Here is a 22,875-nt window from a genome sequence, read left to right as displayed (position 1 = left end):
GACGGTGATGCTGCAGAACATCGCCAAGTCGATCGAGACCAACCACCCCGAGTGCTACCTGATCGTCCTGCTGATCGACGAGCGCCCGGAAGAAGTCACCGACATGCGCCGCACCGTCCGCGGCGAGGTCGTCTCCTCGACCTTCGACGAACCGGCCACCCGCCACGTCCAGGTCGCCGAGATGGTGATCGAAAAGGCCAAGCGCCTGGTCGAACACAAGCGCGACGTCGTCATCCTGCTGGACTCGGTCACCCGCCTCGGCCGCGCCTACAACACCGTCGTCCCGTCGTCGGGCAAGGTGCTGACCGGCGGCGTCGACGCCAACGCCCTGCAGCGCCCCAAGCGCTTCTTCGGCGCCGCGCGGAACGTCGAGGAAGGCGGCTCGCTGACCATCATCGCCACCGCCCTGATCGACACCGGCAGCCGCATGGACGAAGTGATCTTCGAAGAGTTCAAGGGCACCGGGAACTCGGAAATCATCCTGGACCGCAAGGTCGCCGACAAGCGAATCTATCCCGCCGTCGACGTCATCAAGTCGGGCACCCGCAAGGAAGACCTCATCACGCCGAAGGAACACCTGCAGAAGTCGTTCATCCTGCGCCGCATCATCACCCCGATGGGCGCCCAGGACGCGATCGAGTTCCTGCTCGACAAGCTGCGGCAGTCGAAGAACAACGAAGACTTCTTCCAGTCGATGAACACCTGACGGATCAGGAGCGAAGCTCCTGATCTAACAAGCGTTTCACGTGAAACGAGCGGCTATTTCCGCGCCGCGCGCAACGCCTCCAATTGCTCCCCCTCTGGGGGAGCTGTCAGCGAAGCTGACTGAGGGGGACTTCAGACTCAGCGCTGCCGCTCCGTGCGGCGGGCAATCGCATATGGGTGTCATCCCGGTTTGCGAAGCAAGACCGGGACCCATGAACACAGGCGGTTCAGAATCCGCCTCGGCGGTGCAAGAGCCTGAAAGCTCAGGTGTTCATGGATCCCGGACAAGCGCTGCGCGCTTTCCGGGACGACATGCGAAGTGGGCCGCTTTGCGGACCAATCCCCTATGCTGATCGATTTCTTCTTCCTCCCCTGCGCAGCGGGGGAGGAAATCTCGGGTAACGCCAAAGATTCCCCTATGGAATCAACAAACTCGCCCCGACCGTCTCGCGGCCCTCCAGCGCCTCGTGCGCCCGCCGCGCATCGCCCAGCGCAAAGGTCTGACCGATGTCGATCTTCACCGCGCCCGAGCCGATCACCTCGAACAGCGCGCCAGCGCTGGCGTCCAGGTCCTCGGTGGTCGCGGTGTAGTCGAACATGGTCGGCCGGGTGAAGAACAGCGACCCGGCCTGCGACAGCCGCAGCGGGGCGAACGGCGGGACCGGCCCCGAGGCGTTGCCGAACGAGACGAACATGCCGCGCCGCGCCAGGCTGGCCAGTGTGCCTTCGAAGGTCGAGGCGCCCACGGAGTCATAGGCCACCGGCACGCCCTTGCCGTCGGTCAGCCGCCGCACCTCGGCGGCCACGTCCTGGTCGCGATAGAGGATGACGTGGTCGGCGCCGTGGCCCCGGGCCAGCTCGGCTTTCTCCTCCGAGCCGGCCGTCCCGATCACCCGCGCGCCCAGGTGCTTGGCCCATTGGACGAGGATCGAGCCGACCCCGCCCGCCGCGGCGTGGACCAGGATGGTCTCGCCGGCCTTCACCGGATAGGTCCGCCGCACCAGGAACTCGGCGGTCATGCCTTTCAGCAGGCAGGCGGCCGCGACCTTGGCGTCGATCCCGTCCGGCAGCTTCACCGCCCGCGCTGCGCTGGTCGCGTGCAGTTCGGCATAGGCCCCGATCGGGCCGGAAGCATAGACGACCCGATCGCCGGTCTTGAACCGCTCGACGCCTTCGCCGACCGCCTCGATCGTGCCGGCCGCTTCCAACCCCAGGCCCGTAGGCAGTTTCACGGGGTAGAGCCCGCTGCGGTGATAGGTGTCGATGAAGTTCACCCCCACCGCTTCGTGCCGGACCAGGATTTCGCCGGGCTTGGGGGTCGGAACCTCCACCTGGGCGACTTCCAGAACCTCGGGGCCGCCGGTGCGCTCGATGCGGATAGCTTTCATCGCGGGCTCCTAAAGCAGGTGTTGCTGGAAGAAGGCCAGGGTGCGGCCGTTGGCCAGCTTGGCGTCGGCGGCGTCGTAATGCTCGCCGCCCACCCGGGCGAAGGCGTGGTCGCGGCCCGGATAGGTATAGGCCTGGACCTGCGGATGGTTCTTCAGTTTCGACAGGATCAGCGCCTGGGCTTCCTTCGGCACGAAGCCGTCCTCCTCGGCGATGTGGATCATCAGCGGATGGGCCAGCTTGTCGGCCTCGACCAGGTGCTTCTCGATCCCCACCCCGTAATAGCCGACGGAGGCGTCGGAATCGGTGCGCGTCGAGGTCAGGAAGGCCAGCAGTCCGCCCAGGCAATAGCCGACCGCCCCGACCTTGCCGCTGCACTCGGCCAGGCCGCGGACATGGTCGATGGTCGCGGCGATGTCCTTCACCCCGGCGTCCACGTCGAACGCGTTATAGAGCTCGAAGGCCTTCTTCCACTCGGCTTCCGACTGGTCGGTGATGTCGACGCCCGGCTCGATGCGCCAGAAAAGATCGGGGCAGACGGCCAGGAAGCCGGCGGCGGCCAGTTCGTCGCAGACCCCGCGCATGACCGCGTTCACGCCGAAGATCTCTTGGATGACCACCACGGCCGGGGCCTTCGGATTGCTCGGACGCGCCACATAGGCCGCGAAATCGCCGTCCTGCGTCTTGATCGTCGTCATCTCGCCCATCGGCGTCTCCCGTCTTAATAACTAGGCAATATCCGGGCCTACTAGCCGACAGGGCCCGGCTGCGCTCATAACAATGTGGTCAAGCACCCTTCCGGCTGTAGAGTTATCCGAATGAAGATGACCATTGAAATCGACTGCACCCCGCAGGAAGCGCGCACCTTCCTGGGCCTGCCGGACGTCTCGGGCCTGAACGACAAGCTCATCGAAGAGATGCAGAAACGCATGAGCGCCAACATGGCGATGCTCTCGCCCGACGAACTCATCAAGAACTGGACCGCCTTCGGCGTCGGCGCGCAAGAGCAGTTCCGCAATCTGATGAGCGCCGCGGTCGACGCCAGCATGGGCGGCGCCCGCTCCAAATGACCGACACCATCTTCGCGCCCGCCACCGCCGCCGGCCGCGCGGCGGTGGCGGTCGTGCGCCTGTCCGGGCCGAGGTCCGGCGCCGCGGTGCGGGCCTTGGCCGGCGTCCTGCCGTCGCCGCGGCAGGCCACGGTCCGCACCCTGCGGGGCGGCGAGGGGCGCGGGATCGACCAGGCGCTGGTCCTGTGGTTCGAGGGGCCGGCCAGCTATACCGGTGAGGACTGCGCCGAGTTTCACGTGCACGGTGGCCCGGCCGTGGTCGCCAGCCTGCTGGAGGCCCTGGCCGCCCTTGGCCTGCGTCTGGCCGAGCCGGGGGAGTTCACCCGTCGCGCCTTCGAGAACGGCAAGCTCGACCTCGCCCAGGCCGAGGGCGTCGCCGATCTCATTGAGGCCGAGACCGAGGCCCAGCGCCGCCAGGCCCTCGACCAGCTCGGCGGGGCGCTTGGCCAGGCCCAGGCGCGCTGGCGCGACCGGCTGATCGAAGCCCTGGCCATGTTCGAGGCCGCGGTCGACTTCCCCGACGAAGAGGTTCCGGCCGACGTCGCCGCCCGCGCCCGGCCGGCCCTGAGCGATCTGGCGGACGAACTGGAACAGGCCCTGGTCGACGTGAAACGCGGCGAGCGGGTGCGCGAGGGCTTCCGCATCGCTCTGGTCGGCGCGCCGAACGCCGGAAAGAGCACGATCCTCAACGCCCTGGCGCGGCGCGAGGCGGCCATCGTCACCGCCACGCCGGGGACGACACGCGATGTGATCGAGGTTCCGATGCGCCTGGCCGGCTACAAGGTCCTGGTCGCCGACACCGCCGGCCTTCGCGACACCGCCGACGAGATCGAGGCCGAAGGCGTGCGCCGGGCCCGCCGGTGGGCAGAGGAGGCGGACCTGCGCGTCTGGGTGGTCGACGGCGCCAGCCAGGCCCCCGCCACCGTGCCGGATCTGCATCCCCACGATCTCTGCGTCATCAACAAGGCCGACCTGGAGCCGGGGGCCGAGACCGGCTACGCCCTGGTCGAGGCCCGCGCCCTGAATGTGGAGGTTCATAGAGTCTCGGCCTGGAAACCTGCCGATATCGCCGCCCTCGAACAGACCCTCGAAAGCCGGGTCGTCGAGGCCCTGGCCGGCGCCGATCCCCCGGCCGCCACGCGCCTGCGTCATCGCGAACTGCTGGCCGAGGCGCTGGAGCGCGTGCAGCACGCCCTGGCCTTGGAGGATGATCTCGAACTGGCCGCCGAAGACGTCCGCCTGGCCAGCCGCGCCCTCGACCGCATCACCGGCCGCATCGATCCCGAAGAGGTCCTCGGCCGAGTGTTTTCCAGCTTCTGCATCGGAAAGTAGTGCCGGTGTTTCACGTGAAACACCCGGCCATACGTTTCACGTGAAACATCGTCCCCTTAATTCCTCCCCACCGGGGGAGGTGGCTCGCCGCAAAAGCGGCGAGACGGAGGGGGCCTGCTGACTCTGGATTCCCCCCTCAGTCAGCCATTCGGCCGACAGCTCCCCCAGAGGGGAGCAATTACCATTCCCAAATCCCCCCGTGAAAAACCGCCCCACATCGGCTATATACCTGCCGACAGCGCCCCCGGCCTTCCGGGGGCGTCTTGCGTGGAGGCAAGCTTGAGCGCCTGGGACGTCATCATCATCGGGGGAGGGCACGCCGGCTGTGAAGCTGCGGCGGCCGCCGCGCGTTTCGGCGCCAAGACCCTGCTGCTGACCCACAAGCTCGAAACCATCGGCGAGATGAGCTGCAATCCCGCCATCGGCGGCCTTGGCAAGGGTCACCTGGTCCGCGAGATCGATGCGCTCGACGGGCTGATGGGGCGCCTGGCGGATCAGTCCGGCATCCAGTTCCGCATGCTCAACCGCTCCAAGGGCGCGGCGGTGCGCGGTCCCCGCAGCCAGATCGACCGCAAGCTCTATCGCCAGGCCATGCAGGCCGAACTCGCCGCGACGCCCAACCTCACCGTCATGGCCGAGGCGGTGGAAGACCTGATCGTCCAGGACGGCGTCGTCCAGGGCGTGGTCGGGGCGACCGGAACCGAATACCGCGCCGGTCGGGTGGTCCTGACCACAGGCACGTTCCTCAAGGGGATCATCCACCAGGGCGACGAGCGCATTCCCGCCGGCCGGGTGGGGGACGCTCCGGCCATCGGCCTCTCGGATCGTCTCTACTCGCTGGGCCTGACCATGGGCCGGCTGAAAACCGGCACGCCGGCCCGCCTCGACGGCTCGACCATCGCCTGGGACCGGCTGGAAATGCAGGCCGCGGACGACGAGCCCGTGCCGTTCTCGTTCCTGACCCTGGCGATCACCGTGCCGCAGATCGCCTGCGGCATCACCTACACCAATGCGCAGACCCATCGGATCATCGCCGAGCGGCTGACGGAATCGGCCGTCTATGGCGGCCGGATCAACGGCCGGGGCCCGCGCTATTGCCCCTCCATCGAGGACAAGGTGGTCCGCTTCGGCGACAAGGACAGCCACCAGATCTTCCTGGAGCCCGAAGGCCTGGACGACGACACCGTCTATCCGAACGGCATCTCGACCTCGGTCTCGGCCGAAACCCAGGACCTGTTCCTGCGCACCATCGAGGGCCTGCAGGACGTTCGGGTGAAGCGCTACGGCTATGCGATCGAATACGACTATGTCGATCCGCGCGAGCTCTACCCCACCCTCGAGGTCAAGAAGCTGGCGGGCCTCTATCTCGCCGGCCAGATCAACGGCACGACGGGCTATGAGGAGGCGGGAGCGCAGGGGCTGGTCGCCGGCCTCAACGCCGCCCGCGCCGCTTCCGGCCTGGACGCCGCCGTTTTCGGCCGCGACGAGGCCTATATCGGCGTGCTGATCGACGACCTCACCACCCGCGGCGTCACCGAGCCCTATCGGATGTTCACCAGCCGCGCCGAGTTCCGCCTGACCCTGCGTGCGGACAACGCGGACCAACGCCTTACCGGCCGCGGCCTCGATCTCGGCGTGGTCGGCGTTTCACGTGAAACAGCCTATCGCGCCAAGGCCGCCGAACTCGCCCATGTCCGCCAGCGCGCGACAGAGCTGACCCTGTCTCCGAACATGGCCCAGAAAGCCGGCCTCCCGGTCAAGGCCGACGGCGTGGTCCGCAGCTTCGTCCAGCTCCTGGCCTATCCGACCATCGGCTTCGACGACCTCGCCCGCGTGTTCCCCGAGGCGGCCGACTGGTCGCCCACAGCTCGCGAGCAGATCGAGATCGACGCTGCCTATGCCGGCTATCTCGATCGCCAGGCGGCCGATGCCGCCGCCTTCCGCCGTGACGAAAACCTCCGCCTCCCGGCCGATCTGGATTACGCCGCGGTCGGAGGCCTCTCCAACGAGGTGCGTGAGAAGCTGCTGGCGGTGAAGCCGCTGACCCTGGGCCAGGCCGCGCGCATCGAAGGCGTGACGCCGGGCGCCCTGACCGCGCTCCTGGCCCATGTCCGCCGCCGCGCCGCCTGACCCCATGACCCTCGACGTCACCGACGCGGCCAGCTTCGCCGCCGCTACAGGCGCCTCGCCGCAGGCGATCGCCGACCTGGAGCGCTACCGGTCCTACCTGGTGGAGTGGAACGAGAAGATGAACCTCGTCGGCCCGGCGACGCTGGACATCTTCTGGTCCCGCCACGCCTGGGACTCCGCCCAGATCCTGCCCTTGGCGCCCGACGCCCTGACCTGGGCCGATCTTGGAACCGGCGCAGGACTTCCGGGCATCGTCCTGGCGATCCTGGGAAAAGACCGTCCCGGCTTTCACGTGCACCTGGTCGACAGCCTGGCCAAACGCTGCCGGTTCTTGAGCGAGGTGGTGACCGGCCTGTCGCTTCCCGCCACGGTTCACAATTCACGTGCGGAAGACTTGTCGCTGACTGTGGATATCGTCACGGCGCGGGCTTGCGCGCCCCTGTCGCGACTGCTGGGGTACGCCCAGCCCTACCTCAAGCGCGGGGCGCAGGCGCTGTTCCTCAAGGGGCAGGATGTCGCGTCGGAACTCGAGGACGCGGCCAGGATATGGGACTTCGACGCCGACGTGTCGCCGAGCTTGAGTGACGCCAGAGGCCGCATCGTTCGGATCAGGAGGCTCGGTCGTGGCCGGAAAAGCTAAACGGGCCTTGCGGGTCCTGGTGATCGCCAACCAGAAGGGCGGGGTGGGCAAGACCACCACGGCGATCAACCTCGGCACCGCCCTGGCCGCGGTGGGCGAGAAGGTGCTGCTGATCGACTCCGACCCGCAGGGCAACGCCTCGACCGGCCTGGGCGTCGGCCGCGCCCAGCGTAAGGTCACCCTGTACGACGTGCTGATGGGCGAGCAGCCGATCGCCTCGGCTGTGGTCAATACCGCCTTGCCGGGCCTGGACCTGATCGCCGCCGACCCCGACCTCTCCGGCGTGGAACTGGAGCTCGGGCAACAGGCGCGACGCTCATTCAAGCTGCGCGACGCCCTGGAGCCGGTGCGCATGGCCGGCGACTACACCTATGTCCTGATCGACTGCCCGCCGTCGCTGAACCTGCTGACCGTCAACGCCATGGCCGCGGCGGACGCGGTGCTGGTGCCCCTGCAGTGCGAGTTCTTCGCCCTGGAAGGCCTGACCCAGCTCCTGCGTACGGTCGACCTGGTGCGCGGCAGCCTGAACCCCAACCTGGAAATCCAGGGCGTAGTGCTGACCATGTACGACCGGCGCAACAGCCTCTCCGAACAGGTCGCCCGCGACGTGCGCGGCCACTTCGGAGAGACGGTCTACAACACGGTGATCCCGCGCAACGTGCGGGTTTCCGAGGCCCCCAGCTATGGAAAGCCGGTGCTGGTCTACGACCTGAAGTGCATGGGCTCGCAGGCCTATCTGAAGCTCGCGCGCGAGGTGGTGATGCGCGAACGTGATCGTCGGGCGAAAGCGGCATGAGCGGGACAGCCAAAAGTGGCCGCCGGGTTTGGCGGATGTCACGCTCCTTATTCAGCGGGCTGGGCACGATCTGGGGTCGTGCTCGGGGGAGGACATGATGGTCGAGAAGCGTGGACTGGGCCGCGGGCTGTCGGCTCTGCTGGGCGACGTCGATGAGGCCAAGGTCGTGGCCGGCGCGGCGGTCGAGGAGGTCTCCGGCGTTCGCGAGATCCCGATCGAACTGATCCATCGCAACGAACACCAGCCCCGCTGGGTGTTCTCCGAGGCCGAGGTGGAGGAACTCGCCGCCTCGATCCGCGAGAAGGGCGTGCTGCAACCGATCCTGGTGCGGCCCGCGCCGGGCCTGCCCGGCGAATGGGAGATCGTTGCTGGCGAGCGGCGCTGGCGGGCGAGCCAGAAGGCAGGCCTGCGGGCAATGCCGGTGCTGGTGCGCGAGCTGGACGATGTCCAGGTGCTGGAGATCGGCGTCATCGAGAACGTCCAGCGCGCCAATCTGAACCCCATCGAAGAGGCGGCCGCCTATCAGCAGCTCATCGAGAAGTTCAACCGCACCCAGGACGAGGTGGCCAGCAGCATCGGCAAGAGCCGCAGCCACGTAGCCAACACCCTGCGCCTGATGAACCTGCCCGAGCAGGTGCGGACCCACGTGCTGGAAGGCAGGCTGTCGGCCGGTCATGCCCGGGCCATACTCACCGCCGACGATCCGGTAGCCCTGGCCGAGCAGATCATCGCCAAGGGCCTGTCGGTGCGCGAGGCGGAGTCCCTGGCCCGCGGCGGCGCCCCGGCTGCGCCGCGGCAGAAGACCGGCGGCAAGGCGGTCGTCAAGGACACCGACACCCAGGCGCTGGAGGTCGATCTGTCGGATGCGCTCGGCCTCGATGTCGAGGTTCTGGACAAAGGCGGGGTCGGCGAACTGCGCATCAAATATGCGACCCTCGAACAGCTTGATGAGTTGTGCCGCAGATTGACCGCGCGGGTCTGACGCTAAGTCTTTGAATTCAAAGGGCACGATTTCGAAATTTGCGCTCTAGCCAACGGAGCGTGCATAGGTACGGCCACGTCCCGCTCCATGCGCCACAGAGCCGATTTCAAAATGGGGTTTTCAGAGCCCCAGGCGGCGGGCGCGGCCGGCGATGGTGAGGGCCAGCCGCTCGGCGATGAGCTGGTCGGGCGAGCCGGCGGTCTTGCAGGCCTTGTCGGCGGCCAGCACCTCGGGTTGCAGCCGGTCGAGCTCTTCCAGCGACCAGCTTCGGGCCTGGCGCAGGAACTCGCGCTCCTGCTTCCAGAACACGCCGGAGGCCTTGGCCGCCTCCTGCAGGCCGGCGCCGTTCTTGGCGAGGGTCAGGGTGCGTCTCAGGCGGCCGAGATAGAGGCTGATGGCCCGGATGGCGGCGGGGCCCGGCTCGCCCTCGGCGGCGGCGCGGCGCAGGGCGGCCTGCGCGTCGGCGAGGCGTCCGCCGAAAGCGTCGGCGGCGGCGTCGGAAAGCGAGGCGTCCGGCTCTACGCCCAGGAAGTCGTCCAGATCCTTGGCGCTGGCGGTGCGGCCGCTGCCCGGTTCGAGATAGAGGGCGAGGCGCTCGATCTCCTGGCGGGCGACGCCGCGTTCCTTGGGCAGGCGGCTGACGAAGAGTTGCAGGGCCTGGGCGTCCAGCCCGACGCTGTCCTGCGACAGCACATCGCGGACCAACCGGGCCACATCGCCGGGCTCGTCCTCGTAGCAGGGGATGGCGACGGCCTCTGCGGCCTTCTCGGCGGCCTTGCGCAGGGCCGAGTCGCGGCCGAGGTTTCCCGCCTCGATGACGAAGAAAGCTTCGGGGTTGAGCTTGCCGGCGGCGTGGGCGGTGACCGCCTCGGCCACCTGCTTGTCCAGAGCGGCCTTCTCAGTGGCGAATCGCAGCCGCACCAGGCGCCGGCCGCCCATCAGGGACTGCGCCGCCAGTTCGCCCTCCAGCCGCCCGCCGTCGGAATCGAGATCTCCGTCGGTCAGCAAGGCGACGCTGAACGGATCGTCGAGATCGGGGACCAGTTTCCGGGCCAGTTGGGTTCCGCGGTCGCGGACCACGCCGGTGTCGCGGCCATAGATCAGGGCGACCCGGATCGGGGGCTCCGGCCGGTTCAGAAACCGCTCGACATCTGGCCGCTTGGAGAGGATCACGGCCTTGTAATCCCTAGGATTTTCCCTGCGTCGCCAGCCAGGCCGCCAGCTCCATCTGGATCTTGCGGGCGCATTCGGCGGCGGCTCGATCCTGGGCGTCCTGCTGGGCGGTGATCGAGGCGTAGGGCTGGTCGGCGCTGTCGTAGGTGACCTGGGCCTGGGCCACGCCCTGCTTGACCGGCGCGCCGCCGGACGCGGGAGAGAGGGTGTAGCTGGCGGTCAGCACATATTCGTAGCGGGTGGCCACGTTGTCGACGCGCACCCCGCGGGGATAGCGCGTCTCCGACAACGCCAGGTTCATCCGGTATTGCGGCGCGGTCCCGCCGCGGCGGGCCAGGGCGTCGTCCAGATGCTCGCGGATGAGCTGGCCGGTGCGGCCTGGCGGCGTCGCCACCTCAACCGCGGCGAGCTGCTGGGTCACGCCCGGCGAGCCGTAGAGCGGCGTGAACCCGCAGCCGGCGAGGCCGAGGGCCACGGCCGCCAGCGCGGCGGAGACGACGAGGCGGTTCATGTCAGATCATCCAGCCACGATGTTGACGATGCGGTCCTTCACGACGATCACCTTTTTGATCGACAGGCCCTCAAGGCGCCGTGCGATCTCCGGGTCGTCAAGCACGATCTTCTCGACATCGGCCGGTTCGAGCCCGGCGGCCACCGAAATCTCGCCGCGGCGCTTGCCGTTGACCTGGACCGGCAGCACGCGCACCGCGTCCTGGGTCAGGGCCTCGTCATGCTGCGGCCAGGGCGCAGAGACCACCATGCCGTCGCCGCCGATCCGCGCCCAGGCTTCCTCGGCCAGGTGCGGGGTGAAGGGCGAGATCAGGCGCGCAAAGGCCGACAACGCCTCGTGCCGTGCGGCCAGAACGGGAGGAGTCGCGGTCTCGGCGGGGAATTCCTTGAGTTTGTTCAGGAACTCGTACATCCGCGCGATACCGGAATTGAAGCGGAAGCTCTCGATCGCCTCGGTCACCGCCTTGATCGTGCGATGGGTGGCGGCGCGCAGGTCGTCGGCCTTCGGGTCGGCGGCCAGGGCAGGGGCGGGCCCCGCCGGCTGGCTGTCGAACTCGTTCCAGACACGGTTGACGAAGCGCCAGGCCCCCTCGACCCCGGTCGCCGACCATTGGGTGTCGCGCTCGGGCGGGCTGTCGGACAGCACGAACAGGCGCGCGGCGTCGACGCCGTAGACCTCGAAGATCTCCTCCGGCGCCACGGTGTTGCGCTTGGACTTCGACATCTTCTCGACATCGCCGATGACCAGGGCTTCGCCGGTCTCCAGGCTGCGAGCCTGGCGCTTGCCAGCCTCGGTGAAGATCTCGACTTCCCTGGGCTCCACCCATTCGCCGCTCTGGGTGCGCTTGTAGGTCTCGTGCGTGACCATGCCCTGGGTGAACAGGCCGGCGAACGGCTCGCGCACGCTCAGCATCCCCTCGTCGGAGAGGGCGCGGGTGGCGAAGCGGGCGTAGAGCAGGTGCAGGACCGCGTGCTCGATGCCGCCGACATACTGGTCGACCGGCAGCCAATAGTCGGCGGCGGCCTTGTCGATCGGCTCGGCGGCCTGGGTGTCGGTGAAGCGGGCGAAATACCAGGAGGAATCGACGAAGGTGTCCAGCGTATCGGTTTCCCGCGTCGCGGGCCCGCCGCAATCGGGGCAGACGGCGTTCTTCCAGGTCGGGTGCCGGGCCAGGGCGTTGCCCGGCTTGGAGAAGTCCATGTCGTCCGGCAGCACGACCGGCAACTGGTCCTTGGGCAGGGCGACCACGCCGCACTTGTCGCAATGGACCACCGGGATCGGGCAGCCCCATCCGCGCTGGCGCGCCACGCCCCAGTCACGCAGGCGATAGACGGTCGCGCCTTCGCCGCGGCCCTCGGCCTCGATGCGGGCGATCGCCGCGACCTTGGCCGGCTCGATCTCCAACCCGTCCAGGAACTGCGAGCCGAAGATGGTCCCGGGGCCGGTATAGGCTTCGGTCCCCACTTCGAAGGTTGCCGGGTCCGCGCCGGGCGGCAGGACCACGGCCTTGACGGGCAGGCCGTACTTGCGGGCGAAATCCAGGTCGCGCTGGTCGTGGGCCGGGCAGGCGAAGATCGCCCCGGTCCCGTAGTCCATCAGGATGAAGTTGGCGATCCAGACCGGCAGCTTCCAGTCCGGATCAAAGGGATGGGCGACCGTCAGGCCGGTGTCGAAGCCGATCTTCTCGGCGGTCTCGATCTCGGCTTCCGAGGCGCCGCCCTTGCGGCATTCGGCGATGAAGGCCGCGACCTTGGGGTCTGCGGCGGCCAGTTGCTCGGCCAGCGGATGGTCGGGCGCGACGCCGACGAAGCTGGCGCCGAACAGGGTGTCGGGGCGGGTGGTGTAGACTTCCAGACCAGCCTCGAAGCCGGCCGGCGCCTGTCCCGCCCAGCCGAACTTGAACCGCAGGCCCTTGGAGCGGCCGATCCAGTTCTCCTGCATCAACCGGACCTTGTCGGGCCAGCGGTCCAGGGTCTTCAGGCCCTCGATCAGTTCGTCGGCATAGTCGGTGATGCGCAGGAACCACTGGTTCAGCTTACGCTTCTCGACCGGCGCGCCCGAGCGCCAGCCGCGGCCGTCGACCACCTGCTCGTTGGCCAGAACGGTCTGGTCGACCGGGTCCCAGTTGACGACGCTTTCCTTGCGATAGACCAGGCCGCGCTTCCACAGGTCCAGGAACCAGTCCTGCTGCTTGCCGTAATAGGCCGCGTCGCAGGTCGCGAATTCGCGCGACCAGTCGATGCTGAGGCCCAGCTCCTTCAGCTCGCTGCGCATGCGCGCGATGTTGTCGTAGGTCCAGCCGCGCGGATCGACGCCGCGCTCCATGGCCGCGTTCTCGGCCGGCAGGCCGAAGGCGTCCCAACCCATCGGGTGCAGCACGTTGAAGCCGCGGGCGCGCTTGTAGCGGGCGACCACGTCGCCCAGCGAATAGTTGCGCACATGGCCCATGTGCAGCCGCCCCGACGGATAGGGGAACATCTCGAGCGCATAGTACTTGGGCGCGCCCGGCTGCGGCGGTCCGGCGCGGAACACGTCGGCGTCAGCCCAGGCCTTGCGCCATTTGGGCTCGGTCTCTTTGGGGTTGTAACGGGCCATGGGGACGAATCTCGAATTCAGACGGGTGTCGGCCAGCGGCGTATGGCGCTGGCCCTAGGAAGGGGAGCGCATCCGACCTGGTTTCCACCCTTGCTGAATGCGCCCCGCGGGAGGCCTTAGCCGATGTTGGACAGCCGAAGCTGCCGGGCCTTGGTAAGGATCGCGTTTTCCAGATCGGTCTCGGTCTGGCCGGCCGAGGGCGCATCGACCCAGGCCCCGGTCGCATCCTTGGCCTGTTTGAAGACGGCCACGTTCAGGCCGTCGGCGCGCAGGCGCGAATCCAGGATGTAGACGGTGCACTTGAAGCGCTCGTCCGGCTTTTCCGGGTTCACGTACCAGTCGGTGATGACGACGCCGCCATAGGGATCGGCCGAGGCCAGCGGCATGAAGGACAGGGTGTCCAGCGTCGCGCGCCACAGATAGCCGTTGACCCCGATGGCCGGCTGATTGGCGTTCGTCGAGCTGGCCTTCTTGCCGCCGCCCAGGCCGAACAGGCTGAAACCGCCGCCCTGCTCCTGGGTCTGGAAGGTCCGGGGACCGCCGCTCGAGCACGCCGCCAGCGCCGCGAGGCCCAGCACCAGCACTCCGGTCTTCACGCCACGCACAAAACCACCGCGCACAAACGGCATATATGGCTCCTAGTCCTTGTTCCGCGTCGGCCTGCGCCGCGGCGCCGCCCCCTCGCAGCCGGCCCTCTATAACAATGCCCGCAGAACCGCCAAACAGGAATCGCGTGTCCCTGCCGCCACAGGCGCCGATCATCTGTCCGAAGAGGCGGCGAAGGCGCCCGGAGTCAGGTTGACCTGCGCCGCCTGCCGACTTTAATCGCCGCTGACGGTCGCGCTCCAGTTGGCGCGGTCGGGGCTTAGGGGCCATATAGGTGGTTATGTCCAAGCGGTTGGTCATGTCGGTGCTGGGTGCGGCGCTCCTCGCGAGCGGCGCGTCGGCGGCGCATGCCGAAACCGCGAAGAAAGCCGCCGATTTCACCGTGCGCAGCGAAACCTCCGTGACCCCGCAAGGGAACAAGTCGCTGAAGTGGACGACTGGCAAAGGACGCTGGGGGGTTTCGCTGAATCTCGATCAGCGAGGCGAACGCGACACGCAATGGAACGACGTCCAGGCGGGCGCCTATTTCCGCGTGACGCCCAGCCTGCGGGTCGGCGGCGCCGTCGCCCTGGGCGAGAAGGAAGCCCCGTCCTACAAGAAGACCGAGCCGCAGGAATCCGCGCCGCGCGTCCGGCTCGAGACCGCCTTCAAGTTCTAAGCGCCTCCACGGCCGCCAGACCGGCCACGCCCGCAGGCAGCAGCCGGCGGGCTGTTTTGTCGTTGATCCCGCCCAGCGCATAGACCGGCCCGCCCGCCTGGCGGACGATCTGCGCCAGCCGCAGGGGTCCGATCGGTGAGCCCGCCGAGGGGCTGGACGACGGGAAGATCGCCGACACCACGACGGCGTCCGCGCCCCAGGCCAGGCCCCGCCGGACGCCGCGGGGGGTATGTGCGGCGGCCGTGATGATCCAGCCGGGCCGCCGCAGGGCTGCAGCGCAGGCGGCCATGCGCTCGGGCAGGTGCACGCCGCCTGCACCGATGCGCGCCGCCAGGGCCGCATCGGCGCCCACCAACAGGACCAGGCCGCGCCGTCGGGCGATCTTGGCCAGCTCACGGCCCTTCTGCTCGGCGTCCGATGCTCCGAAAGCGCGGAATACGACGCCCGAGCCGCGCGGCAGACGGGCCATGGCCGCCCCGATGTCGGGCGTGCGTGCGGGGTCGGTGAAGAACAGCAGCGGCGGCAAGGGGGGCTTTCGCCGTCCTGCGCGGCGACCTATGGCTTGCGCCGTCCTGCCCACTGTCCAGAAGCCTGAAGAGATGACCGTGCCTCCCGCGCTCACCGACGTCCTAGACCGGATCGCCCGCGCGGCGAAGGCCTGTGGCCGTGCGCCCCAGGACGTAACCCTGGTGGCGGTCTCCAAGATGCAGCCGTGGGAGCGGATCGAGCCAGTGTTGGCCGCCGGCCAGGCGGTGTTCGGGGAGAACCGCGTACAGGAGACGATGGAACGCTGGACGCCGCATCGCGAGCGGATCGAACTGCGCCTGATCGGGCCGTTGCAGTCCAACAAGGCCAAGGAGGCGGTCGCCTTCTTCGACGTCATCGAGAGCCTGGACCGGGAAAAGCTGGCGCGCGCCCTGGCCGACGAGGCGCAGAGGCAGGGCCGCAGCCCCCGTCTCTACGTCCAGGTCAACACCGGCGAGGAGCCGCAGAAGGCCGGGGTCGCGCCCGCCGAGGCCGACGCCTTCATCGCCGCCTGCAAGAAGACCTACGGCCTTACCGTCGAGGGCCTGATGTGCATTCCGCCCGCGGCCGAGCCGCCCGGGCCGCACTTCGCCCTCCTGGCCAAGATCGCCGCGCGCAACGGCCTTTCCAGGCTTTCCATGGGCATGAGCGACGACTTCGAAACCGCCATACGCTTCGGCGCGACCAGCGTCCGGGTCGGCTCGGCCCTGTTCGGCGCGCGCTGAAGCTCAATTACCAACTCAAGCCGGCTCGATCGCCACGGCGTCGCCGATCTGCGCCTGGGCCAGCAAGTCCAGCAGGTCCTCGCGGGACAGGGCGACACAGCCTTCGGTCGGCGCTCCATCGGGCCGGGCCAGGTGCATGAAGATCGCCGAGCCGCGGCCAGGTACCGGCGGGTCGTCGTTGTGCGCCAGCACGCAGACTAGGTCGTAGAGCTCGTCCTGCCGCCACATCTGCTCGGCGCTGGCCGAATGGGGCAGCTTGACCGGGCGGTTGTAGGCCGGATCGAGCGGGTCGTCGCACCAGCCGTCGTCGCGCTCCAGCGCCTTGGTCGGCAGGCGCGTCTGCGGCGGGCCGCCCTTGTCGGGCCGATAGAGCACGCGGCGGATCGTCCAGGTTCCGAGCGGCGAGCGGCCGTCGCCCTCGCGCTTTTCGGCAGCTTCGACGACGCCGTTTTTCCCGAGCGCGCAACGGGTCGTGCGTTCGCCCAGCAGGAAGCGTCCATCTGACAACGCCGTGAAGATCATCGGTTAGCCTGGCTCCAGCGGTTGGCTCTTTGGGTCGTTACGGTGCATGTTCCGGCCCATGGCTCAACGCAAGACCCTGCTCGTCGTAGACGACAATGAAGAACTCCGCGGCGCGATCGCCGAACAGCTCCAGCTTTCCGAGGAATTCAACGCCGTCGAGGCGGCCACGGCGGGCGAGGGCGTGAAGGCCGCCGTCGAAAGCCGTCCCGACCTGATCCTGCTGGACGTCGACCTGCCGGACATGAACGGCCGCGAAGCCTGCCGCCAGATGCGCGAGCGCGGCGTGGTCGCTCCGATCATCATGCTGACCGCCGCCGACACCGACGATGATCAGATCCAGGGGCTGGACGCCGGCGCCAACGACTATGTGACCAAGCCCTTCAAGTTCCAGGTGCTGTTGGCGCGCATCCGCGCCCAGCTCCGCAGCCACGAGCAGTCGGAAGGCGCGGTCTTCCACCTGGGCGCCTACGAGTTCCGTCCCTCGGCCAAGATGCTGGTCGACGCCAACCAGAAGAAGATCCGGCTGACGGAAAAGGAAACCAACATCCTGAAGTACCTCTACCGGGCCGGCGAAAAGCCGGTCTCGCGCGAGGAGCTGCTGGCCGAGGTCTGGGGCTACAACGCTGGCGTCACGACTCACACCCTGGAAACCCACGTCTATCGCCTGCGCCAGAAGATCGAGCCCGACCCCGGCAACGCCCGGCTGCTGCTGACCGAAGCGGGCGGCTACCGCCTGGCGCCGTAGCCGGGCCGGAGCAACCGATGGCGAAGAAAATGACCCTGGCGCGGGGCTTTCCGCTGATGCTGGGCGCGGCGGTGCTCATCGGGATCGTCGCGGTCGGCGCCGGCGCCAAGCTGCGCCGGGACAACGCCATCGCGCAGTCTGCGGCTTCGGTCGATGCGGCCGCTCTTCGGGGCGATCCTTGCCCAACCCTCACCAAGGCCGACTACGAAGCCCGCGGCGCCAAGGCCAAGCAGGCCTTCATCACCAACGACATCCGCTATGAGCGGCGCTTCGGCCATGCCGACTGCAATGTGGTGGCCGACGGCGACGGCTTTGCGCCGGTCTGCCAGTTCAGCGGCCCGGCGCTGCTGGTGGTGACGACGCAGAAGGGCGTCTTCTACTTCGCGCCGGGGACGGGCCGCGCCGCCACGGTCATCACCCGCGACGGCACGCCGAGCTGCGTGCTGCCCAAGCCCTCCTAGAGCGCGATCCGTTTCGATAGAATCGGATCACGCTCAAGACTCTCTGAATTTAGAGCATTTTCTACGCCGAACCGGCATCCACTTCGGCGGAAAATGCTCTAGATCGCCAGGTCGGCCGTGACCGGGGCGTGGTCGCTCGGCCGCGTCCATTCGCGCACGTTGTCGTGCACGCGCGAGGAGACCGCGCCGGTGCGGAACGCCGCCTCGCGCAGCCCCGGCGTCACCAGGATGTGATCGAGCCGCAGGCCGCGATTGGACTTGCGGAAATCAGCGGCGCGGTAGCTCCACCAGGAGAACAGCTTTTCCGGCTCCGGCACGGCTTCGCGCGGCAGGTCGATGAAGTCGAGGCTGGCCTTCAGGGCGGCGAAGGCTTCCAGCTCGACCGGGGTGTGGCTGACGATCTTCGACATCTGCTTGTGACTCCAGACGTCGAACTCGCCAGGCGCCACGTTCAGGTCGCCGACCACCGCCAGCGGCGCTTTCGGATCGCGGCGTGCGAAGTCGGCGGTCAGTTTCTCGAAGAAGTCGAGCTTGTGATCGAACTTCGGATTGACCTCGCGGTCGGGAATGTCGCCGCCGGCCGGGATGTAGAAGTTCTGGATCTCGATCCCGGCGATCTTGCCGCCCACGCAGCGGGCGTGTTTCTCGCGGCAGACGTCGAGCGGGGCTGCGTCCTCGATCGGCAGGCGCGAGGCGATGGCCACCCCATGCCAGCCCTTTTGCCCGGCGATCTTCAGGTGCGGCAGCCCGACCGCCGCGAAGGCCTCGCGCGGGAACTCGCCCTCCTGGCACTTGATCTCCTGCATGCACAGGACGTCGGGAGCCTGTTCGTCGACCAGGCGGGCGATCTGTTCCACGCGCAGGCGGACGGAGTTGACGTTCCAGGTGCAAAGGCGAAGGCGCATGCGATGCTAATTAAGCGGCTTTGCGCAAAAAGAAACGCCCGGGCACTGGAGAAGCCCGAGCGTTAAGTGTGTCTCTCATGCCGCCGCCGGGAGGGGATAGGTTCCGGCACGGAAAGAGCTCGCGATCGCGCGAACTCAATGTGTCATTAATGCCACGAGGCTCCGAAAAAAGTCAAGCGAGATTCACGACCGCGCTTGCCTGTTGTGAATGTGTCACATCTTGCCTCGGCCGACGTTCTTGGGCCGCGGGTCCTTGAGGATGAACAGCGACGGCGCCAGCCCGCTGGTCTTGGCGAGGCTGGTCAGGCGAATGCGGGTCGAGCCGCCCTGAGCGTCGGTCACCGTCCAGCCGATCAGGGCGAGCGGCGCATCAGAGAAGGTCAGGGTGATCTGGCCCTCGGCCTCCTTGCGCCCGTCGCGGGCGGTGACGGAGAAACCATCGGCCATGCGGGTCACGCGCGTGATGTTGATTCCCTTGTCCAGCTTGATCTGCCGCGCCAGGAACAGCGACAGCGGCGTGGCCATCAGCGGATAGGCCTCGAAGGTCTTGAGCCGGGAGTCGGCGATGGAGACGTTGCCGCCATCCGACACCACCAGCAGGCCCGACGGCTTGTCGTACTCGAACCGGGCCTTGCCGGGGCGCTTCAGATAGAGCGAGCCCTGGGTGGTCGCCCCGCGCGCGTCGGTCTGCACGAACCGTCCCTTGGCTTCGGTCAGCCCCTGCAGATAGGTCGCGGCCCGGTCGACCAGGGCGCGGTCGGCCTGCGACAGCGGCGTGGGCCCGGTCTTCTGGGCCAAGGCGGGGAGGGGCAGGGCGGCCAGGCCCAGCGCCAGGGCGCGGCGGGTCAGTCGTGTCATCAAGGGCTCCGTTCGCCGGAAGGTCGTAGGGGCTGGTCGTACAGCCCGCCAAGGGCGTCAATAGGGCGCAACAACGGCGCAGCCGGTTCGTCGTTCCCTGAAAGCGTGACCGTGGAAGGGCGCGGCGCGGCCCCGGTCAAATCTTCGTTTGCGCCGCAAGACGGCCGCTTTGACGGGGCCGGTTGGGCGTTGTCGGCTTGTGTGCGTCAGAATTCGTCCATATCACCGATGTCGCCGGTCATGGACCGGGTCCGTCAGAGACCCGGCCGCAGGCGACGAACGCGTGGGTAAACAAAAGGGGCGCAGCCTGATGGGCTTGGCCATTCCGGGTCTCGACGAGGCCCCGACCAAACATGCAGGACTTCTGGCGTGGGTGCGCGAGGTCGCCGAACTGACCCAGCCGGACCGGGTCCACTGGTGCGACGGCTCGGATGCGGAGTGGAATCTCCTCACCGCCGAACTGGTGAAGTCCGGCACCTTGAAGGCCCTGAACCCGGACAAGCGTCCGAACAGCTTCTACGCCGCGTCCGACCCCAGCGACGTGGCGCGGGTCGAGAGCCGGACCTTCATCTGTTCGAAGGACCCGGCCGACGCCGGTCCGACCAACAACTGGCTCGACCCCGAGGAGATGCGGGCCGACCTGAAGCAGCTCTTCAAGGGCTGCATGCGCGGCCGCACCATGTACGTCGTGCCGTTCTGCATGGGACCGCTGGGCTCGAAGATCTCCGCCCTGGGCGTGGAGATCACCGATAGCGCCTATGTCGCGATCTCGATGCGGGTGATGACCCGGATGGGCCAGGGCGCCCTCGACATGCTGGGCGACGACGGCTTCTTCGTCCCGGCCCTGCACTCGGTGGGCGCGCCGCTGGAGCCGGGCCAGGCCGACGTGCCGTGGCCCTGCAACGACATCAAGTACATCGTCCACTTCCCCGAGAGCCGCGAGATCTGGTCCTACGGCTCGGGCTACGGCGGCAACGCGCTCCTGGGCAAGAAGTGCTACGCTCTGCGCATCGCCTCGGTGATGGCGCGCGACGAGGGCTGGCTGGCCGAACACATGCTGATCCTCAAGCTGACCTCGCCGCAGGGCGTGGTCAGCTATGTGGCCGCCGCCTTCCCCAGCGCCTGCGGCAAGACCAACATGGCCATGTTGCAGCCGACGATCCCCGGCTGGAAGGCCGAGACGATCGGCGACGACATCTGCTGGATGCGCTTCGGCGACGACGGCCGGCTCCATGCGATCAATCCGGAGGCCGGTTTCTTCGGCGTGGCGCCGGGCACCGGCGAAGCGACCAACAAGAACGCGGTCGACGCCCTGCACGCCAACACCGTCTTCACCAACGTCGCCCTCACCGCCGACGGCGATGTCTGGTGGGAAGGTCTGACCGACGCCCCGCCGGAAGGCTTGACCGACTGGAAGGGCCGCGCCTGGACGCCGGACCTGGGCGAGCCCGCCGCCCATCCCAACGCCCGCTTCGCCGTACCGGCCGACCAGTGCCCGGTCATCGCCAGCGAATGGGACGACCCGGCCGGCGTGCCGATCTCGGCCATCCTGTTCGGCGGCCGCCGGGCCAGCGCCGTGCCGCTGGTGACCGAGGCGTTCGACTGGGCGCACGGCGTCTTCCTGGCCGCCAACGTCGCTTCGGAAGGCACCGCCGCGGCCGAGAACAAGGTGGGCGAGCTGCGTCGCGATCCCTTCGCCATGCTGCCGTTCTGCGGCTACAACATGGGCGACTATTTCGGCCACTGGCTGAAGGTCGGCGCCGGCGCCGATCCGGCCAAGCTGCCGCGCATCTATTTCGTCAACTGGTTCCGCAAGGGCGCCGACGGCAAGTTCCTCTGGCCCGGCTATGGCGATAACAGCCGCGTGCTGAAATGGATCGCCGGTCGCCTGGACGGGACCGCCGAGGCGCTCGACACCCCGATCGGCCGCGTGCCGACCAAGGAGTCGCTGGACCTCTCGGGCCTTTCCCTCACCGATGCGGCGCTGGAAACCTTGCTCTCCGTCGATCCCGAGGTCTGGGCCGAGGAAGCCGCCCTGATCCCCGATTTCTACAAGAAGTTCGGCGACCGTCTGCCCGCCCAGCTCTGGGACCAGCACGCCGCTCTGACCCGGCGCCTGGGCGTCCGCGAAGCGGCGGAATAGCCCTGGCTCTCCCTCCCTCTCGTGGGGAGGGAAAAGCCGTCCGTTGCCCCGACGGCGCCCTTGGGCGCCGCATCCTGCTGTGGTCATGTAAGGCTCTGCTGAACGGAGAGCCCGCATGACCGCCGCCACCCTTGATACTGCTATCGACGATGTGATCGACCGCGCCCTGGCCGAGCGCCGCATCGTCGGGGCGGTGGTGCTGGTCGCCCGCAATGGCGAGCTCGCCTATAGCCGGGCCGCCGGCCAGGCCGACCGCGAGGCGGGCAAGGCCATGACCACCGATGCGGTGTTCCGGCTCTCCTCGGTCACCAAGCCGATCGTCGCCGCCGCGGCCCTGGCCCTGGTCGACCGCGGCGACCTCGCGCTCGACGCGCCGGTCTCCCGCTGGTTGCCGGATTTCCAGCCGAAACTTGCGGACGGTTCGGCGCCGCCGATCACCATCGCCCAGTTGCTCACCCACACCAGCGGTCTCGGCTACGGCTTCCTGCAGCCGGAAGGCGGGCCCTATCTGGCGGCCGGCGTCTCGGACGGCCTGGCCGACCCCGACCTGCCGATGGCCGAAGAGCTGAAGCGCTTGGCGTCCGTCCCGCTGTTCTTCCCGCCGGGCGCGGCCTGGCTCTATTCGCTCAGCCTCGATGTGCTGGGCGCGGCGATCGAGCAGGCGACCGGCAAGCCGCTGCCCCAGGCGGTGGACGAGCTGGTCCTGAAGCCGCTTGGCATGGCTTCCAGCGGCTTCTATGTCGAAAGCGCCGACGCCCTCGTCACGCCCTATATGGACGGCGCTCCGCCGAGGCCGATGGCCGAGCCGGACGTCTCGCCGTTCATGGAGCTGTCGGGAATCCGCTATTCGCCGGCCCGGGCCACGCGCCCGGCCTCGTTCCCCTCGGGCGGCGCCGGCATGGTCGGCAGCGCGCCCGATGTGCTGAAGCTGCTGGAGGCGGTCCGCAGCGGCGGCGCCGGCGTGCTGTCGGCGGCCTCGGCCCAGTCCATGCTGACCAACCAGATCGGCGACCTCGCCGTCGTCACCCACGGCCCCGGCTGGGGCTTCTCGTTCGGCGGGGCGGTGTTGAAGGACCCGGCCGAGGCGTCCTCGCCCCTGATCGCGGGCACGGTAAGCTGGGGCGGCGTCTATGGCCATTCCTGGCAGATCATCCCGGCTCGCGCGACCACGGTGGTCGCCCTGACCAACACCGCCGTCGAAGGCATGAACGGGACTTTCCCGGCCGAACTCGGCGCGGCGGTGGCGAAGGCGATGGGGTAAGGACCTGAAATTGCTCCCCCACTGGGGGAGCTGTCAGCCGACTGGCTGACTGAGGGGGACTTCTGACTCAGCAGCCCCCCCCCCCCCCGCCGCCGCCCGCCCCCCCCCCCCCCCCGGGGGGGTTTGGGGGTACGCCGCCCCCCCCCC

Annotated in this window: 23 protein-coding genes; 13 read left to right on the top strand and 10 right to left on the bottom strand. The window is 68.4% G+C overall.

What is annotated here, in order from left to right; genetic code table 11:
* On the top strand, positions 1 to 706 hold a 706-nt coding region (gene rho, locus ACE3TL_RS11210), incomplete at its 5' end, for a transcription termination factor Rho (protein ID WP_374578769.1).
* A 415-nt stretch (positions 707 to 1,121) separates the two neighbouring features.
* Here rho and ACE3TL_RS11205 read toward each other — a convergent pair.
* Together ACE3TL_RS11205 and ACE3TL_RS11200 are read right to left on the bottom strand one after the other, a co-directional pair.
* Entirely contained in the window at positions 1,122 to 2,093 is a 972-nt protein-coding gene (locus ACE3TL_RS11205; RefSeq protein WP_374578768.1) for a quinone oxidoreductase, read from the bottom strand.
* A 9-nt stretch (positions 2,094 to 2,102) separates the two neighbouring features.
* Positions 2,103 to 2,798 (bottom strand): dienelactone hydrolase family protein, encoded by a 696-nt coding sequence (locus tag ACE3TL_RS11200; protein WP_374578767.1) that lies wholly within the window; start codon positions 2,796 to 2,798, stop codon positions 2,103 to 2,105.
* Between the two features lie 111 nt (positions 2,799 to 2,909).
* On the opposite strand from ACE3TL_RS11200, the gene ACE3TL_RS11195 reads away from it, so the two are divergent.
* The 6 genes from ACE3TL_RS11195 to ACE3TL_RS11170 all read left to right on the top strand — a co-directional run bounded on the left by ACE3TL_RS11195 (position 2,910) and on the right by ACE3TL_RS11170 (position 9,040).
* Entirely contained in the window at positions 2,910 to 3,161 is a 252-nt protein-coding gene (locus tag ACE3TL_RS11195; RefSeq protein WP_374578766.1) for a DUF6489 family protein, read from the top strand.
* Positions 3,158 to 4,492: a tRNA uridine-5-carboxymethylaminomethyl(34) synthesis GTPase MnmE gene (mnmE, locus tag ACE3TL_RS11190; protein WP_374578765.1), complete on the top strand. Its 1,335-nt coding sequence runs from the start codon at positions 3,158 to 3,160 to the stop codon at positions 4,490 to 4,492. The genes ACE3TL_RS11195 and mnmE overlap by 4 nt, the downstream gene beginning before the upstream one ends.
* 279 nt (positions 4,493 to 4,771) lie before the next feature.
* A complete protein-coding gene (mnmG, locus tag ACE3TL_RS11185; RefSeq protein WP_374578764.1) occupies positions 4,772 to 6,622 on the top strand; it encodes a tRNA uridine-5-carboxymethylaminomethyl(34) synthesis enzyme MnmG in 1,851 nt (616 codons plus the stop codon).
* Positions 6,623 to 6,626: 4 nt separating this feature from the next.
* A complete protein-coding gene (gene rsmG, locus ACE3TL_RS11180) occupies positions 6,627 to 7,262 on the top strand; it encodes a 16S rRNA (guanine(527)-N(7))-methyltransferase RsmG (protein WP_374578763.1) in 636 nt (211 codons plus the stop codon).
* A 7-nt stretch (positions 7,263 to 7,269) separates the two neighbouring features.
* Positions 7,270 to 8,058 carry a ParA family protein gene (locus ACE3TL_RS11175; protein WP_374578771.1) on the top strand — a complete coding sequence of 263 codons (789 nt, stop codon included), beginning with the start codon at positions 7,270 to 7,272 and terminating at the stop codon, positions 8,056 to 8,058.
* 94 nt (positions 8,059 to 8,152) lie between these two features.
* Positions 8,153 to 9,040: a ParB/RepB/Spo0J family partition protein gene (locus tag ACE3TL_RS11170; RefSeq protein WP_374578762.1), complete on the top strand. Its 888-nt coding sequence runs from the start codon at positions 8,153 to 8,155 to the stop codon at positions 9,038 to 9,040.
* Between the two features lie 120 nt (positions 9,041 to 9,160).
* Here ACE3TL_RS11170 and holA read toward each other — a convergent pair whose 3' ends face one another.
* From holA to ACE3TL_RS11150, 4 genes are all read right to left on the bottom strand, one after another.
* Positions 9,161 to 10,213, bottom strand: a complete 1,053-nt coding sequence (gene holA / locus ACE3TL_RS11165) for a DNA polymerase III subunit delta (RefSeq protein WP_374578761.1) — start codon at positions 10,211 to 10,213, stop codon at positions 9,161 to 9,163.
* A gap of 13 nt (positions 10,214 to 10,226) precedes the next feature.
* Complete coding sequence (gene lptE, locus ACE3TL_RS11160; RefSeq protein ID WP_374578760.1) at positions 10,227 to 10,724, bottom strand: LPS assembly lipoprotein LptE; 498 nt, start codon at positions 10,722 to 10,724, stop codon at positions 10,227 to 10,229.
* A gap of 6 nt (positions 10,725 to 10,730) precedes the next feature.
* Complete coding sequence (leuS, locus tag ACE3TL_RS11155) at positions 10,731 to 13,319, bottom strand: leucine--tRNA ligase (RefSeq protein ID WP_374578759.1); 2,589 nt, start codon at positions 13,317 to 13,319, stop codon at positions 10,731 to 10,733.
* 116 nt (positions 13,320 to 13,435) lie between these two features.
* Positions 13,436 to 13,948 (bottom strand): DUF3576 domain-containing protein, encoded by a 513-nt coding sequence (locus ACE3TL_RS11150; RefSeq protein WP_374578758.1) that lies wholly within the window; start codon positions 13,946 to 13,948, stop codon positions 13,436 to 13,438.
* Between the two features lie 275 nt (positions 13,949 to 14,223).
* Between ACE3TL_RS11150 and ACE3TL_RS11145 the strand changes: the two genes are divergently transcribed.
* Positions 14,224 to 14,583, top strand: a complete 360-nt coding sequence (locus ACE3TL_RS11145; protein WP_374578757.1) for an NtrZ family periplasmic regulatory protein — start codon at positions 14,224 to 14,226, stop codon at positions 14,581 to 14,583.
* On the opposite strand, the gene ACE3TL_RS11140 is transcribed toward ACE3TL_RS11145, so the two are convergent.
* A complete protein-coding gene (locus tag ACE3TL_RS11140) occupies positions 14,573 to 15,109 on the bottom strand; it encodes a thiamine phosphate synthase (RefSeq protein WP_374578756.1) in 537 nt (178 codons plus the stop codon). The two genes, ACE3TL_RS11145 and ACE3TL_RS11140, sit on opposite strands and share 11 nt — an antisense overlap.
* 73 nt (positions 15,110 to 15,182) lie before the next feature.
* Between ACE3TL_RS11140 and ACE3TL_RS11135 the strand changes: the two genes are divergently transcribed.
* Positions 15,183 to 15,833, top strand: a complete 651-nt coding sequence (locus ACE3TL_RS11135; protein ID WP_374578755.1) for a YggS family pyridoxal phosphate-dependent enzyme — start codon at positions 15,183 to 15,185, stop codon at positions 15,831 to 15,833.
* Between the two features lie 15 nt (positions 15,834 to 15,848).
* Here ACE3TL_RS11135 and ACE3TL_RS11130 read toward each other — a convergent pair whose 3' ends face one another.
* Complete coding sequence (locus ACE3TL_RS11130; protein WP_374578754.1) at positions 15,849 to 16,355, bottom strand: L,D-transpeptidase; 507 nt, start codon at positions 16,353 to 16,355, stop codon at positions 15,849 to 15,851.
* A gap of 58 nt (positions 16,356 to 16,413) precedes the next feature.
* Between ACE3TL_RS11130 and ACE3TL_RS11125 the strand changes: the two genes are divergently transcribed.
* Together ACE3TL_RS11125 and ACE3TL_RS11120 are read left to right on the top strand one after the other, a co-directional pair.
* On the top strand, positions 16,414 to 17,100 hold the full coding sequence (locus tag ACE3TL_RS11125) for a response regulator transcription factor (protein ID WP_374578753.1): 687 nt from the start codon (positions 16,414 to 16,416) through the stop codon (positions 17,098 to 17,100).
* A gap of 17 nt (positions 17,101 to 17,117) precedes the next feature.
* Positions 17,118 to 17,561 (top strand): hypothetical protein, encoded by a 444-nt coding sequence (locus tag ACE3TL_RS11120; RefSeq protein ID WP_374578752.1) that lies wholly within the window; start codon positions 17,118 to 17,120, stop codon positions 17,559 to 17,561.
* 98 nt (positions 17,562 to 17,659) lie between these two features.
* Here ACE3TL_RS11120 and ACE3TL_RS11115 read toward each other — a convergent pair whose 3' ends face one another.
* Both ACE3TL_RS11115 and ACE3TL_RS11110 read right to left on the bottom strand, forming a co-directional pair.
* The gene (locus ACE3TL_RS11115) at positions 17,660 to 18,466 is read right to left on the bottom strand and encodes an exodeoxyribonuclease III (RefSeq protein WP_374578751.1); all 807 of its coding nucleotides are present in this window, start codon (positions 18,464 to 18,466) and stop codon (positions 17,660 to 17,662) included.
* Positions 18,467 to 18,679: 213 nt separating this feature from the next.
* Entirely contained in the window at positions 18,680 to 19,324 is a 645-nt protein-coding gene (locus ACE3TL_RS11110; protein WP_374578750.1) for an outer membrane lipoprotein carrier protein LolA, read from the bottom strand.
* A gap of 310 nt (positions 19,325 to 19,634) precedes the next feature.
* Between ACE3TL_RS11110 and ACE3TL_RS11105 the strand changes: the two genes are divergently transcribed.
* Both ACE3TL_RS11105 and ACE3TL_RS11100 read left to right on the top strand, forming a co-directional pair.
* Complete coding sequence (locus ACE3TL_RS11105) at positions 19,635 to 21,467, top strand: phosphoenolpyruvate carboxykinase (GTP) (protein WP_374578770.1); 1,833 nt, start codon at positions 19,635 to 19,637, stop codon at positions 21,465 to 21,467.
* 115 nt (positions 21,468 to 21,582) lie between these two features.
* Entirely contained in the window at positions 21,583 to 22,728 is a 1,146-nt protein-coding gene (locus ACE3TL_RS11100) for a serine hydrolase domain-containing protein (RefSeq protein ID WP_374578749.1), read from the top strand.
* Positions 22,729 to 22,875 lie beyond the last annotated feature (147 nt).

It is taken from the genome of Phenylobacterium sp. (genome assembly GCF_041920015.1).
In the GTDB taxonomy this organism is placed as follows: domain Bacteria; phylum Pseudomonadota; class Alphaproteobacteria; order Caulobacterales; family Caulobacteraceae; genus Phenylobacterium.
This window is presented reverse-complemented; position numbering and strand designations above follow the sequence as displayed.